The organism is Natrinema sp. SYSU A 869 (assembly GCF_019879105.1).
Classification (GTDB): domain Archaea; phylum Halobacteriota; class Halobacteria; order Halobacteriales; family Natrialbaceae; genus Natrinema.
On record NZ_CP082249.1, the window covers coordinates 3,729,592 to 3,743,907 of the forward strand.

Annotated in this window: 15 protein-coding genes and 1 pseudogene; 10 read left to right on the forward strand and 6 right to left on the reverse strand. The window is 64.9% G+C overall.

The window, feature by feature from the left end:
- Positions 1–153: 153 nt before the first annotated feature.
- From K6I40_RS26640 to K6I40_RS26650, 3 genes are read right to left on the reverse strand one after another with little or no spacing between them, the layout of a single operon-like run.
- A complete protein-coding gene (locus K6I40_RS26640; protein ID WP_222918402.1) occupies positions 154–486 on the reverse strand; it encodes a (2Fe-2S) ferredoxin domain-containing protein in 333 nt (110 codons plus the stop codon).
- The gene (locus K6I40_RS26645) at positions 483–1,265 is read right to left on the reverse strand and encodes a CbtA family protein (protein ID WP_222918403.1); all 783 of its coding nucleotides are present in this window, start codon (positions 1,263–1,265) and stop codon (positions 483–485) included. Before K6I40_RS26645 ends, K6I40_RS26640 begins: the two co-directional genes overlap by 4 nt.
- Positions 1,265–1,450, reverse strand: a complete 186-nt coding sequence (locus K6I40_RS26650) for a CbtB domain-containing protein (RefSeq protein WP_222918404.1) — start codon at positions 1,448–1,450, stop codon at positions 1,265–1,267. Before K6I40_RS26650 ends, K6I40_RS26645 begins: the two co-directional genes overlap by 1 nt.
- A gap of 213 nt (positions 1,451–1,663) precedes the next feature.
- Between K6I40_RS26650 and K6I40_RS26655 the strand changes: the two genes are divergently transcribed.
- The 9 genes and pseudogenes from K6I40_RS26655 (at position 1,664) to K6I40_RS26695 (ending at position 10,160) form a co-directional block, all read left to right on the forward strand.
- The gene (locus tag K6I40_RS26655) at positions 1,664–2,731 is read left to right on the forward strand and encodes a monovalent cation/H+ antiporter subunit E (RefSeq protein ID WP_255681885.1); all 1,068 of its coding nucleotides are present in this window, start codon (positions 1,664–1,666) and stop codon (positions 2,729–2,731) included.
- Entirely contained in the window at positions 2,728–3,009 is a 282-nt protein-coding gene (locus K6I40_RS26660; protein ID WP_222918405.1) for a cation:proton antiporter, read from the forward strand. The genes K6I40_RS26655 and K6I40_RS26660 overlap by 4 nt, the downstream gene beginning before the upstream one ends.
- The gene (gene mnhG, locus K6I40_RS26665; protein ID WP_222918406.1) at positions 3,006–3,398 is read left to right on the forward strand and encodes a monovalent cation/H(+) antiporter subunit G; all 393 of its coding nucleotides are present in this window, start codon (positions 3,006–3,008) and stop codon (positions 3,396–3,398) included. The genes K6I40_RS26660 and mnhG overlap by 4 nt, the downstream gene beginning before the upstream one ends.
- The gene (locus K6I40_RS26670) at positions 3,395–3,934 is read left to right on the forward strand and encodes a DUF4040 domain-containing protein (protein ID WP_222918407.1); all 540 of its coding nucleotides are present in this window, start codon (positions 3,395–3,397) and stop codon (positions 3,932–3,934) included. Before mnhG ends, K6I40_RS26670 begins: the two co-directional genes overlap by 4 nt.
- Positions 3,934–4,467 carry an MnhB domain-containing protein gene (locus K6I40_RS26675; RefSeq protein ID WP_222918408.1) on the forward strand — a complete coding sequence of 178 codons (534 nt, stop codon included), beginning with the start codon at positions 3,934–3,936 and terminating at the stop codon, positions 4,465–4,467. The genes K6I40_RS26670 and K6I40_RS26675 overlap by 1 nt, the downstream gene beginning before the upstream one ends.
- Positions 4,460–4,831, forward strand: coding sequence for a cation:proton antiporter subunit C (locus tag K6I40_RS26680; protein WP_222918409.1), 372 nt, complete (start codon positions 4,460–4,462; stop codon positions 4,829–4,831). The genes K6I40_RS26675 and K6I40_RS26680 overlap by 8 nt, the downstream gene beginning before the upstream one ends.
- Entirely contained in the window at positions 4,824–6,419 is a 1,596-nt protein-coding gene (locus K6I40_RS26685) for a proton-conducting transporter membrane subunit (RefSeq protein WP_222918410.1), read from the forward strand. Before K6I40_RS26680 ends, K6I40_RS26685 begins: the two co-directional genes overlap by 8 nt.
- On the forward strand, positions 6,419–8,323 hold the full coding sequence (locus tag K6I40_RS26690) for a proton-conducting transporter membrane subunit (RefSeq protein WP_222918411.1): 1,905 nt from the start codon (positions 6,419–6,421) through the stop codon (positions 8,321–8,323). The genes K6I40_RS26685 and K6I40_RS26690 overlap by 1 nt, the downstream gene beginning before the upstream one ends.
- A pseudogene (locus K6I40_RS26695) lies at positions 8,323–10,160 on the forward strand (Na(+)/H(+) antiporter subunit D). The gene K6I40_RS26690 and the pseudogene K6I40_RS26695 overlap by 1 nt, the downstream one beginning before the upstream one ends.
- 61 nt (positions 10,161–10,221) lie before the next feature.
- Here K6I40_RS26695 and K6I40_RS26700 read toward each other — a convergent pair.
- From K6I40_RS26700 to K6I40_RS26710, 3 genes are all read right to left on the reverse strand, one after another.
- On the reverse strand, positions 10,222–11,340 hold the full coding sequence (locus K6I40_RS26700; protein WP_222918412.1) for a recombinase XerD: 1,119 nt from the start codon (positions 11,338–11,340) through the stop codon (positions 10,222–10,224).
- Between the two features lie 243 nt (positions 11,341–11,583).
- The gene (locus K6I40_RS26705; RefSeq protein WP_222918413.1) at positions 11,584–12,651 is read right to left on the reverse strand and encodes a glycerophosphodiester phosphodiesterase; all 1,068 of its coding nucleotides are present in this window, start codon (positions 12,649–12,651) and stop codon (positions 11,584–11,586) included.
- A 258-nt stretch (positions 12,652–12,909) separates the two neighbouring features.
- The gene (locus K6I40_RS26710; protein ID WP_222920484.1) at positions 12,910–13,254 is read right to left on the reverse strand and encodes a hypothetical protein; all 345 of its coding nucleotides are present in this window, start codon (positions 13,252–13,254) and stop codon (positions 12,910–12,912) included.
- 268 nt (positions 13,255–13,522) lie between these two features.
- Here K6I40_RS26710 and K6I40_RS26715 point away from each other — a divergent pair, with 268 nt between their 5' ends.
- Positions 13,523–14,266, forward strand: a complete 744-nt coding sequence (locus K6I40_RS26715) for an alpha/beta hydrolase (RefSeq protein ID WP_222918414.1) — start codon at positions 13,523–13,525, stop codon at positions 14,264–14,266.
- Positions 14,267–14,316 lie beyond the last annotated feature (50 nt).

Genomic DNA, 14,316 nt, shown 5'->3' on the forward strand with positions numbered 1-14,316 from the left:
TCGGGGACAGCCGTCTCGACTGCCGTGATTCCTCGTACTGGCCTCCTCTGTTCAGGTGAGCCTTCATACCGTGCATGATATCAGAGCCGACCGGTAAAACAGGTATCCGCCCGCGGGTCGGTAGTCTGTCGGCCTACTGGCCGTCGCACTCGCTCAGCTCTCGTCGCTGATCTGCTCTGCGTCCGGACCGAACGCTGACTCGAGCAGCTCGGGGACGGTCTCGGGTGTTACGTCCGAGTACCAGGTGTTTCGCGGCTGGATCGAAATCGCGGTACCACCCTCACTGCACAGCCCGAGACACGAGGTCTCGCTGACCGAAACAGCCGTCCAGAAGGCGTCGCGCTCCCGCAACCAGTCTTTGACCGCTGTGACCGTCTCCTCGGCACCGACCGCACCACAGCTCGCGTGCTCGCCGTCGCGGTCGTTGGTACAGACGAAAACGTGCGCGTCGAGGCGCTCACGATGCTCTTCGGTCCGATCTTTCATGGATTAGTCAAGAGGTCGTCGCGTCGGTCGGCGACCGAGCGCACGCCGGCTCGCGTCTGAAGCCAGCCGAAACAGCCGGCGACGAGCGTCCAGAGCGCGGCCTGACTCAGCACGGTCAGTCCGCGGAACGCGGCCACGAGATCGGCCGGCATTCCGTCGATCTCGACGATCGTCGGCGCCGCAATCGCCGTGATCGCGACGAGGACGACAATCGGGACCGCTGCTGTGGCTACCCCGAACGGACGGCTTCGAGCCGAGACGCGCCCGTAGCCGTAGACCGACGCGCCGGCGACGACCGCGCCGACAGCCATCATACCTGCGTAGATCGCGCTTCGGAGCGTGGGATCGAACGCCTGTTCGGCACCTGGCGTCGTCGGCGGAAGCACCAGCCAGGGCGCAACTGAGACTGTGAGGAAGCCAGCGCCGGCCAGCACGTAGGTCTTGACCCGCCCCCGACCGGGCAACGCCGGCTCGAGGAAGTAGAACGCGAGCGCGAAGACGCCGCCGAGTAGGATCCCCCAGAGGACGCCGCTGCCGACGCTCACGGCGGCGGTCGTCGCCTCGCTGACCGCATGGGCGTGTTCGCCGGCAGCGTGTGCATGCTCACCGGCCTCGTGGGCGTGTTCGCCGGCGTGAGAGTGGTCGCCGTGCTCGCCGCCCTCGGCGAGCGTCTCCATGTATCCGATTAGCGGGTTCGCGACGAGCGCCATATAGACGCCGTATGCGATTCCCGCAATCGCCCCGGCGAGCACGCCCCGCTCGAGGTAGTCAACGAGCATCAGTGACAGATGACGCCGGCAGCGTGCCGGAAGTTATGCATCGAGTCGTGTGCCAGGGGCTCCTGGAGGAACAGCAGCGCGAACGTCAGCGCCGCGACGAACGCGAAGACGGCCAGCAGCTGGCCAGTTGTGAGGTCGTCGCGTGCGGTCCCGATTCGATCGTGAACGGTTTCAGTCGTCGTCATGCAAGTCAGTTTTCTCTACTGAAACTGCGATTGTAAAACTACCGATCGGCCAGCGGCGGCTGCGGGTTTTCATTCGCTCGACCGTTCGCCGAGAACACGGCCCGTCTGTCACGAACGACCGGACCGAACCCGTCGGAACGGGTGACTGCTGGCGAATAACGAAATCGTTTTCCTACGGCTACCGCTTGGTTCGACTAACAACCAGAGTCATGAGTGTCCAACGACGGTCGCCAGGAGGGAGACGCCGTGGCGGTTGAACGCCTGCTCGTCCCGCTATCGGACACAGTGACTGTCCGGCAAACGGTCGGCTACGCCGTCCAATCCGGCCTCGAGGCAGCCGATCCCCTCGAATTACATCTCGTCGTTGCGATGCCCTACGACGCCGACGTGCCCGAGAGCAGCCAGTACAGCGAGGACGCCGAGGGGCTGCTCTCGCGGGCGCGAAACTGGGTCGAGGAGGATGCCAACGGGGTTGACGTGACGATCGAGACGACGACGCTTGGTGCCGACGAGTACCTCTTCGGTCCCCGTGACTACGCCGAGATTTTCGACGTCTACGCCGAGGCACACGGGATCGACCGTATCGTCCTCGATCCGGAGTACCAGCCCGGCGTCACCGCACAGATGCTCCAACCACTCGAGCGCGAACTCGAGCACGTCGGGCTGGCCTACGATGAGGCACCCGTCGAGCGGCCGGCCCGACGCGGCCGTCTCGCCGGCGGTTCCGAAGACTTTGACCGCCTGTTCGCAACCTTCCTGATCTCCTACGGCTTCTATCTCGTCCTCGGGGATCCGACCTACTGGTTCGATCTCGTTACCGGCGCGGCGGTCGCCGGCATCGTCGCCGTCTCGCTCGCACAGGTGACGTTTACCGTGCCACTCGACCGCGTTCAGTCGCCGCTCCGAGTCGTTCGGTTCGTCATCTACATCCCGTATCTGCTCTGGGAGATCGTCAAGGCCAACATCGCGGTTTCGGCCGTGATCCTTCGGCCGTCGATGCCGATCGAGCCCACGCTGACGCGGGTCAACTCTCGCGTGCGAAGCGGCCTGCCGCTGACCGCACTGGCGAACAGCATCACGCTCACGCCGGGGACACTGACGGTTCGGGCTAACAACCAGCAACTGCTCGTCCACACGTTGATCCCGGGGGCCCGCGACGACCTCTTCGATGGCGGCTTAGAGCGGGGAATCCGCTTCGTCTTCTACGGCCGCGACTCGGCGGAGATCGCCTCGCCGCGCGAGCGCGACGACGCCGAAATCATCGGGGGTGAGGAGCTATGACGCCGGCTTCGCTCGAGGATGTGTTCCTCGTCGCAGCCGCGCTGTTTGTCATCCTCGCGATCGCGATGTTCTATCGCGCCGTCGTCGGCCCGACGACGCAGGACCGGCTGCTGGCGGTCAACGTCCTCGGGACGAACACAGTCGTCATCCTCGCCCTGTTAGCTGCGGGGCTCGATCAGGCGTGGTTCCTCGACGTGGCGCTGATCTACGCCCTGCTGAACTTCCTGATGTCGATCGCCATCTCGAAGTTCACCGTCGAGCGGGGTGGTGTGCTGTGATCGAACCGATCCCGCTGCAGGCGACGCTCGAGACGGTCCGGTTCTGGGCGATTGTCGTCCTGCTCGGACTAGGTGTGCTCTTTACGTTCGTCTCGGCAATCGGCGTCATCCGGCTGCCGGACGTCTACTCGCGGGCCCACACCGCTTCCCAGACAGATACGCTCGGAGCTGGGTTTGCCCTCGCCGGCGTCGCAGTAGCCTTCGGCTGGCGGCACGCGGCGGTCTATACCATCCTCCTGCTGTTCTTCGTGTTCATCACGAACCCGACGGCGGCCCACGCAATCACCCGATCGGCTGCGGAGACGGGCGTCGAGCCCGTCCTCGCCGAGGAGGGCGGAGACACGGATGAACCCGAGGTAGCCGCCGAAACGGATGGTGAATCGCGATGAGTCTGTTCGCGTACTCCCTCGTGGCCTTTATCCTTGCGACGGCCGTCGCGACGGCGCTGTTCCGGGACATCCTGTCGGTGATCATCGTCTTCGGAGCCTACAGCCTCGGGATGGCGATCCTCTACACGTTCCTGCTGGCACCCGACGTGGCGATGACCGAGGCCGCGATCGGTGCCGGCGTCACGACGCTGCTGCTGTTGCTGACGATCGCGCGCACGACGCGGCCCTCGACTGACCGGCTCAGAGAGCGAATCCACCTCCCGGCGGTCGTCGTCGTCGGTGCGTTCGTACTCCTGCTCTGTACTGCCGTCCTGCCCGAAATGTACGCGGTCGGTGGCACGAAGACACCGGTCTGGTCGAACCCTGACGTGACCCAACACTACATCACGGAGACGTATCACGAGACCGGCGTCGAGAACGCGGTCACGTCCGTACTCGCTGCCTACCGTGGGTTCGACACCTTCGGCGAGGCGGTCGTCGTCTTCGCCGCCGGCGTCTCGACCCTGCTCGTCCTGAAACGCGAGGTGTTCGCCTAATGTCTGGATCCGTCGACGATACCTACACCGAGAGTCAGGTGATCATGACCGCCGTCAAGATCATCGCACCGTTTACGCTCACCTACGGGCTGTTTATGACCTTCCACGGGGGCGACGCCCCCGGTGGCGGCTTCCAAGGCGGGACCATCGTCGGCGTCACCGTCCTCATGATCGCCTTCGCGTTCGGCATCGAACCGACCCGGCAGTGGCTCAGAAACTCCTTTATCACCGGTATCGTCACTGGTGGCGTCGTCATCTTCGGGGCCATTGGCCTCGCGATGGTCGCCCTCGGTGGAAGATTCCTCGAGTTTACCATGCTCAAAGAGGTCTTCCACATCAAACCGAAGTGGGGGCTCGAGGCCGTCGAGATCGGCGGCATCTCGCTGATCGTCTCGGGAGTCATCATTAGCCTCTTCTTTACGATGGCCGCGGGCTTTACGCCCGAGCGGCCGAGCGGGACCGGCGGTATCGGCGGCGGAAACGCCGACGAGGGTCCCGACTCGCCCAACGCGGAGGTGAGCGACGATGATTGATCTCCTAACGAGTCACTACACGTACGTGCTCACTTTCGTCCTGCTGGGCCTTGGGATCTACATGGTGATCGCCAGTGAAAATCTCGTGAAGAAGCTGATCGGGGTGAACCTCTTCCAGACGGCGATCTTCCTGTTTTTCATCTCGATGGCATACATTGAGGGCGGATCGGCACCGATCGTCCCCCATGAGGGGACGCCTGGGGAGGTCATGGTTGCGAGCCCCCTTCCCCAGGTCATCGTGCTGACCGCCATCGTCGTCGGCATCGCGCTGACGGCGGTCGGGCTGGCGCTGATTATCCGCATCTACGCGGAGTACGGGACGCTCCGCGAGGACACCCTTCGGGAGGTGCGTGCCGATGAGTAGCGTCGACCTGCTCCCGCCGCTGCTGATCGTCGTTCCGATCCTCGCGGCGACGCTCCCGATCGCGCTGGGTCTCTGGTTCGACCGGACGGGCTGGTCCGTCGCCGCACTCACGACGAGCGGCCTTTTCGCTGGGGCAATCACCCTCGCGAGCGTCGTCTACACTGACGACACGGTGACGCACGCGCTCGGTGGCTACTCCCCCAAGTACGGGATCGAACTCGTTGCCGACGAGTTCTCGATGCTGATCGTCCTGGTCGTGACCGCAGTCGCCACCGGCGTCCTCGCGTACACACGCCAGGGCGGGCCGCGCGGGAACACGTTCTACACCGCCTACCTGCTGCTGGTCGGCGGCCTGCTCGGCATCTCGCTGACCGGCGACGTGTTCAACCTGTTCGTCTTCCTCGAGATCACGAGCCTCGCGACCTACGCACTGGTCGCCAGCGGCGACGGCCCCGAGGCAGCGGTCGCCTCCCTGAAGTACCTGATCCTGGGGACCGTCGCCGCGTCGATGTACCTGATCGGCGTCGCGTTCGTCTTCATGGCGACGGGAACGCTCAACATGGTCGAGCTCTCGACGGCGATTCCGGCGGCGGAAGCCCAGACGCTGATCCACGCCGGCTTCGCGTTCATCGTCGTCGGCTTCGCCGTCAAGGTCGCCCAGTGGCCCCTGCACACCTGGCAGCCGAGCGCCTACCAGCAGGCCCCCGACGGCGTGACGCCGCTGATCGCGGCGCTGGTCTCGACCGCCTCGGCGTACGCCTTCGGCCGACTGATCGTCACCGTCTTCGAGGTCGAGTATCTCGCCACCATGCCGAACGCAGCCCCCGTCGTCCTCACCGTCGGCTGCGTGAGCGTCCTCGCCGGCACGGTACTCGCCGTGATTCAAACCGAGGTCAAACGCATGCTCGCGTACTCGTCGGTCTCGCAGTTCGGGCTGGTCATCGCCGCCTACGGGGTCGTCATCGCCGACGGCTCGCGGACGGCGCTGACCGGAGCCGCGATCCACCTCGTCGGCCACGGCCTGTTGAAAGCCGGCCTCTTCCTCGGCGTCGCGCTCGTCGCAGCGAGCTACGGCGCTCGCACCGTCGACGAGTACGCCGGGCTCGCTACGGAGCGGCCGGTCGTCGCCGGCTCCATGGCCGTCCTCCTGCTCTCGCTGGTCGGCGTCCCGCCCGGAGTCGGCTTCGTCGGCAAGTGGTACATCGGTCTCGGAGCCGTCCAGGCCCAACTCTGGCCCGTCGCCGCCGTGATCTTCCTCAGTACCATGCTCACCCTCGCCTACGCCGCCCGCCTGCTCGAGAAGATGTACTTCACACCGTCCGCGTCGGCCGAACGGCCATATGCGCCGGGCCCGGTCGCGGCGGACGGCGGCGACGCCGGACGCGACGAGTCTGAAGACACCGAACCCGCGTACGACGAGCCTGGTGCCGCTATCGCTGCCATCCGCGACAAGGGTTCCCAGGACCCCGTCTCGACCGGTATGATCGCGATCGTCGTCGTCGCCGCGCTCGGCGCTGTTGCCCTCGGCTTCGCGGGGGGAACGATCGCCGAACTGCTCGATCCGTTCCTCACTGAGGTGATCAACTAATGGTTGCAGATCTCCGACCGCTCGCCGCCGTGTTGGTGTCGGCGGTCGCCATCGTCCTGATCGTCGCGTCGCATCGCCGACCGAACCTTCGGGAGGGCTGGTCTGTGGTGGCCGCCCTCGCGAAGTTCGGAATCATCGTTAGCATGCTCCCCGCGGTCATGGACGGCACTGTCTTCCGGTGGAGTCTCTACGACAGTACGGGCATCCAGTTCCTCGAGCACATCGACTTCGCCCTGCGAGCGGATCCACTGGGGATCTTCTTCGCCCTCCTTGCGAGTTTCCTCTGGATCTTCACGTCGTTTTACGCGACGGGGTACATGCGTGGACTCGACGAGCACTCCCAGACCCGCTTCTTCGCCTCCTTCGCGGCCAGCCTCTCGACGGCTGTCGGGATCGCGTTCGCGGCGAATCTGGTGACGATTTTCGTCTTCTACGAACTCCTCTCGCTGGTGACGTATCCGTTAGTCGCCCATAATGAGGACAACGAAGCACGGATCGCCGGCCGGAAGTACCTCACGTACACGTTCTTCGGCGGCGGCGTCTTCCTGCTCGCCGGGACGGCCATTGTCTACTGGCTGACAAGTCTGGTCAGCCAAGGGCCGACCCTCGCCTTCGAAGCGGGCGGTATGGAGGCGCTGGCCGCGGCCGCACAGGTCGAACCGGTCTACGCACAGGCCGCCTTCTTCCTACTCATCGCCGGTTTCGGCGTCAAGGCCGCGCTGATGCCGCTTCACTCCTGGCTCGCCGACGCGATGGTCGCGCCGACCCCCGTCTCCGGGCTGCTCCACGCGGTCGCGGTCGTCAAATCCGGCGCGTTCGGCATCGCTCGTGTCATCCTCGAAGTCTACGGCCCCGGGCTCATTCACGATCTTCCACTTGATGTGCCCGGCATCGGCGACGTCGGATTGAACATCCCCGTTGCCATCGTCGCCGCGTTCACCCTGACCGCGGCGAGCATCATCGCGATGCGGAAGGATCATCTCAAGCGCCGGCTCGCGTACTCGACGACGGCCCAACTCTCCTACATCGTACTCGGGCTGTCGATGTTGCACCCCTACGCAATGGTCGGTGCGCTGTTTCACATCCCCGCCCACGCGTTCGCGAAACTCACGCTGTTCTTCTGTGCCGGCACGATCCACGTCGAGACCCACACCGACTACATCAGCGAGATGGCCGGTATCGGCAAGCGGATGCCGCTAACGATGACCGCCTTTACCGTCGGTGCCGCAGGCATGGCCGGTCTCCCCCCGATCGCCGGCTTCGTCAGCAAGTTCTACATGCTGATCGGCGCTGGCTCCATGAGCGGCGAATACTGGCTCTTCGCCGGCGCTCTGTTGCTCTCAGCCGTTCTCAACGTCGCGTACTTCTGGCCGATCGTCTACACCGCCTTCTTCGAGAGCGAGGACCGACACGACGCGAAACCCCTGCTCGAGTTCCCGCGGGGCGGACTGGTCGAATCCTACACCGCTGGGACGGACGAGGACGTCGCCGCCGACGGTGGGCAGCCGACTGATGGCGAAGCCGATCGGGCCGATGCGGAGCGACCCGCCGCGGACGAGGACGAGAACTACGAGTACGCCGTCGACGAGTACCCCAGCGACGCCGAAATTTCCGAAGGGGAGCAGGTCAGTACTGTCGACCACCACGGCGACCACGACGACCACCTGACCGGCGGGCCGCCGGCCGGTGGCTGGCCGCGTCACTCGCTGTTTACCGAGAGTACATGGCTCATGCTCGCGCCCATTGCCGTGATCGCGACCGGCGCGGTCGTTCTCGGGATCGGCCCCGACTACGCCGTCTTCCTCGAGTTAGCCATGCGGATCGTCGAGGGCGTCTTCGGGATGCGCTTCGAGGACCTGACCGACGTTCCGTTCGAACAGCTCATTTCGGAGGTGAATAACTGATGGCAGTCGAACTCCTGTCGATGGCCTACCCGCCGCTCATCGTCTTCGCGGCGGCGCTGCTCGTGCTCGTCCTGCCCCGAATCGCCGGCTTCGCCGTCGGTGCGCTCAGCCTCGCGGCCGTGCTGGCGATTTCGCTGGTCGCGCCCGGCGGTGAGCATCTGGGCGGGACCTTCCTCGGCTTCAAGGTCGTCCCGTTCTACGTCGACGACTTCTCCCGAATGGTCGGGCTCGGCCTCGGCTTTTTGGGTATCTGTAGCGTTATCTACGCCTACTCGAGCGAGGCCAGTAAGACGCTAGTCGCATTCGCGCTGGTCTACGTCTCCTCGTCGATCGGCGCGGCATTCGCCGGCGACTGGCTCGTCCTCCTGTTTATGTGGGAGCTGATGGCAGTGACGAGCACGCTGGTGGTCTGGCACTACGGCAGCGAGGCGGTCCGGGCGGGCTTCCGGTACGCGTTGTTCCACGGCACCGGCGGCGTGCTCGTGATGATGGCGGTCGCCGTCCACTACGTCGAGGTTGGTACGTTCGTCTACAGTGACGCCGGTATCGCCAACGGGATTCCGGCGCTGCTCGCGGTGCTCGGGATGGGCGTCAACGTCGCCTTCATCGGCTTCCACACCTGGCTGCCCGACACCTACCCGCGACCGCACTTCGCGGCCTCGGTGTTCCTCTCCGTCTACACGACGAAGACGAGCGCATTCGTGCTCTACCGCGCGTTCCCCGTCGACGCCGGGAGCGATCTGGGTATTTACATCGCGTACATGGGCGGGCTGATGGCCGTCTACGGCGCGACCTTCGCCCTGCTGCAACACGACATGCGGGCGCTGCTGTCCTACCATATCCAGGCGCAGCTGGGCTACATCGTCGCCGGAATTGGCATGGCCACGATGGGATCGGATCTCGCCGCCGCCGGCGCGATGAGTCACCTGTTCAACAACGTGCTGTTCAAGAGCCTGCTGTTCATGGCCGTCGGCGTCGTCATCTATCGCACTGGCGAAGAGGATCTATACAAGCTGGGCGGCCTCTGGCGCGAAATGCCTCTGACCGCGATTGGGTTCGGGTTTGGTGCGCTCTCGATCACCGCGATTCCGGGCTTCAACGGCTACGTCAGCAAGGGGATGCTCTTCGACGCCGCCAATCCCCACTACTACGGTCAGCCCGAGTATCAGGCGCTGTACTGGCTGCTCTGGATCGGCGCAATCGGGACCCTGCTGTCCTTCATCAAGCTCGGCTACTACGTCTTCTTCCACGGCAAGAGCGACCGCGAGGTCGCCGACGCGAAGCCCGGTCAGACCGTCGCGATGCTCGGCCTGGGCGGTGCCTGTCTCCTCTTCGGCGTCTGGTGGCAGGGGCTGGCCGATCTCGCGCCGACGATCCACGGTCTCGAGTTCGAGTACTACGGCGGCCACAGCCACCTCCACCCCTACAGTTCGGGCCACCTGCAGACCGCGGGTATCCTGACGGGGTCGCGGCCGTCACCTTCGTCCTCGTCCGGAAGCCGCTCTCGAAGCTCGATCTCGGTGATCCGGCGATGTTCGTCTATCCCGCAACCTACGCCGTCAGTCGCTGGACGATGCTGGGCGTCACCGAGACCTACGCCGCCGTCGACCGGGCCGTCGTCGGCGCGGTCAAACGCTGTTACTGGATCGGGAACAACCCCGTTCTCGCCGTCGACGCGGCAGCGGGTCAGTTGCCCGACTGGCTGGTTGACGTCGACGAGCGCCAGCCGACCGACGGCGGTCGCCCGTCGACGATTCATCTCCGGACCAGTATCGGGACGACCGTCCTGCTGTTGACGCTCGTCCTGACGGTGATCCTGTGGCTTCTCGTCGTCTGAGGACGCTGTCGAAGAATCAGTGCGTCACCGTTCTGCCTGTTCTGCCCGTTCTGCCGCCCCGTCAGTCCGTGTCCGGCTGCTCGTCGCGCTGACTCGCGTTCGTATCGATCGGCGGCTGCGTTTCCTGTACGACGATCGACTGCTCGAGGACCGACGCACGCAGGGTCGGTTTCGACGCCGTCGCCTCGCGCCGGTACACCTCGTCTTGGTCTCGGCGGACGCCCCGCGGCGTCAGGTAGTTCCCGTCGACGTCGACGACGGCCGCCTCGCAGAGTCGCTTCAGGATCGATCGTGCTCCCTCGGTGGTAATCGCCGGCGGGGCGATCGACCGCTCTCGTGCGAGTTCCATCGCCGTCGCGTCCTCGAGCAGCGTCTCAATCTCGCTCTCGTCGTGGCCGCGGTCGCCCAGAACCGACCGGACCCGCGCGGCGATCGAGGGCGCGTGGCCCGTCGGAAACAGCGGCCAATCGTTCGCGGGCGGATCGAGCACGACCCGATAGCGCCGCAACGGCGTCCGCGCACGGGCGGGAAGCGGCACGTCCTCGAGGCGTTGGGACTTCCCCAACACGCGGATCGTTCCCGTATAGAAGTCGACATCGTCCCAGGTCGCGCCCGTGCGCCGGTCGTCTTCCGATACCCGGAACAGCTCCGCCCCGCGGACCGTCGAGTGAGCGAGAACGGCCACCATTGCGTATTCGCGAAGTCGGGTGCGTCGATCGCTCGTCGACTGGGAGTCGGCCTCGAGCACCCGTTCGCGGACGTAGCGCTCGAGTTCGCGGCGCTGATCGACCGTCCAGGAGTCGTCGGACGGCCGCGTGTCGGCGGTCGGCAGTGCAGCCTCGGCTCGGTCGGTTGCGGCAGGATTGGTTTCGAGGACGCTGCCGCGAACGCACCACGAGAGGAACGCGCGGACCACCGCGTAGTAGGTGCCGGCGGTCGAGGCGGTGTACTCCCCGCGCTCCGTCCGTCGACGGAGTTCCTCGACATACGCACACATGTGGTCGATATCGAGCCTGAACAGCGACGTGAGGTCGTGTTCCCGCTCGAGCCAAGTTGCCCACCGCCGGAGAATCGATTCCGCGTTGGACGCGTAGGTTCCCGCGCCTGATCCGTCGGGATCCCCGACGGCCTTTCGCTGGAGATAGGCGTCGACCGCGTCGGCGATCGCCACTTCGGTCACGACACGATCACCCGTCCAGGTCTCGGACGGAGACGTGCCGGCGGCCGCGGGTCCCCGTTTTGGCCGCTGCTTCGCCCCTCGAGGTGGGTATCACCGCGGCAAGAACGAATCGTGCGGGTAACGCCACGGGTCATTACTCGTTGAATACTGTTCCACGATCCTAAATCCGTGTTTCGGTCTCACGGATGGGAAAAACATGGCCCGGCCACGACCGGACGCGAGGCGTCTCCGAGTGCCGCGGACTCAGTTCGTCGCGCCGAACCGGAGCACGTCCGCGTGGTCGCTGATGAGCCCGTCGACGCCGGCCGCTGCGAGCTGTTCTCCCTGATACCACGTCGCAAGGGTGAAGACGTTCACATCTCGGCCCTCCTCGTGTGCGACCTCGAGGAGATCGATGTCCGCCCAGCCGGCACCTTCCTCGTAGCGCTGGTCGCCGTAGAACGGCGTGCCCCGAATCATGTGGTAGGGCGGGTGAATCGCTTCGGACTCGTATCGTCGAGCGATTTCGACACCGTCCCGGACGGAGTTCCAGAGCAACGGCGCGACGGCGTAGTCGGACGCGTCGCGGGTCGTCGCCAGCGCCGCCTCGTAGAACGACGAGAAGAGATACTCGTGGTGGAAATCGTCGACGATGTCGAGCACTCGCGCGACGAAGGGCTGCCAGTGTTCTTTCTGCTTCTCGAGTTCCCCTTGTGGCAGCGATTCCGCGAAGGCCACGTCGAACGATCCCGGGTTCTTCAGTTCGACGTTGATGCCGACGTGTGGCGGAATCGCCTCGAGGACCGAGCGCAATCGGGGGACGGTTTCGCCGCTTGCGAGGACCTCGGCGTTCGTGACGGTCGCCGTGTCCGTCTCCCAGACGACGCCCTCGGTGTCGGTAAGGCCGCGCTCGCCGCCGTCGCGATTGGCGAGTCGGTCGTCGTGGAAGACGACGACATCGTTTTCGGCTGTCGGCACGACATCGATCTCGATCATGTCGGCGCCGCGCGAGGGTGCGACGGCGGACTGCCCGCCGCGGGCCGCAGCTTCAACCGCGCCGACGGTGTTTTCGGGATAGAGGCCGGCGAAGCCGCGGTGAGCAATCAGGTCCGGATTGCCGCCGTGACCGCCGGAACGGCTCGGCTTCGATTCGTCGCGTCGCCGTTTACCAGGCGTATCGTCTCTGTTCCCGCGACCGGGCGTTGCCCCCGCAGCGCCGACCATGCCGGTCGCCGCTGCGCCCGTCGCAACGATGAACGATCGGCGGCGAAGCGCGGAACTGGACGTATCCGGGTGGTCGGTTCGTCGCTCGTCGTCGTGTGTCTCGGACATCAGCAGATCGGCAGACCGGAGCCACTGATAAAATAAATTATAATTCCCCCGTATAGCAAGATGATCGACTGTCCGTGCGAATAGATTTCAGTATACATCTCCGCACGGCTGGTAACCGGCTAGTAGCCTGGCGACGGCGGGCCCTCGAGTTCGACGTGTGCCTCGGGATCGATCGTTCTGCGCGAAGATAGGGTTTAATATACCGACATTTGATTTATGAACTGCCAGCAGCGTCGCTCGTGATTTCAATCCAGCGATTTAGGAGGGGTGCTGATGTCTGATCTTCTCGGCCGTCATCCCCGGGACTAGCGTCCCGCAGTCCTTGCATTTCCAGTCCGGGGTCGGGATGCCGAATTCCTTCTCGAGGTCCTGCTTGAACTCGATGTGTGCGCCACACGGACATTGGTAGGTCGTGCGGGTCATGAACGAACCAACCCGCCGGGGAGCGATAAACGGTTCGCCGGAGTTCACCGGTCGCGGATCGGAGCGGTCGCTCGAGACGGGCTCGACGCGCAACGGAATCGGACCGGATGCCGTCGACTCGCTCCCGATTCGTTCGTATACCGGCGGCAGGAGAATCCCATCGAACGATCTCGTCTGCAATCACGGACATCAGTGGTCCATTCCCGGGCTAACGTTCCTGCGTTTGGCCACCTCGAACCCGGGGGTTGTCTGTTCACAAGTTCCCTCTCGGCTCGCTTCGGACCCACTGCCCGCTATTTCAGCGTTCGGCGTTGGAACGTCCTTGAGCGACCGGGGCTCAGGTCGCGAGGCGAGTCGGCTCGAGACGGAAGCGACACGGAGGGAAACACCCAACGCTCTGCGTAAACGCCGATATCAAGATCCCAGCAGTCATCTATCGAGATACGAGATGCCCGAGACACACCGCATTCCGGTCGCGAACGCGACGACGGACGCCGCTCCGGACGTCGCCGCCGTCCATCATGAGGTCGACTCTGACGACTGGCTCGTTTTCTGTCACGGCCTTCGAAGCGACAAATCCGGCAGTTACGAGTACCGGTGTCAGCAGGCCCGCGAGGCGGGCTACAATGCCGTCCGATTCGACGCCAGGGGCTGTGGCGAGTCCGACGGCGAGTTCGTCGACTCGACACTCGCAACACGACTCACCGACCTCAGCCACGTCGTCGATTACTTCGATCCGGGCTCCTACGCGCTGTTCGGCTCGAGTTTCGGCGGGAAAGTCGCCTTCCACGCCGCGGCCGAGGACGAGCGGGTTGAGGCGGTCGCCACGCGTGCACCCGTGACGACCAACGGGACGTTCGACGAGTACCGGAGCGCCGTCGAGCGCGAGGGGGAGTGGACGTTCGATACCGGCGAGCGAATCGATGAGCGGTTTTTCGACGCTCTCGATCGGTATCCGTTCGACGATGTCGTCGGGTCGATCGAGATTCCGGTCGCGATGTTCCACGGCGGCAGCGACGATGTCGTCGATCCGGGCGATAGCTTCGCCGCTGCCCAGCGACTCGAGTCCGACGTGCTGGTAGAGCGATTTGCGGGCGAAGGCCACCGGTTTTCGACGGCCGGCGAAGAGCGGTTGCTCGAGCGACTGTTCGATTGGCTCGAGTGGCTAACCGATCGAAACGGTGAGGTATGAATCATATACCGATATATCGAACCTGTCTCGGTTTGAGCGCTCTCCACGAT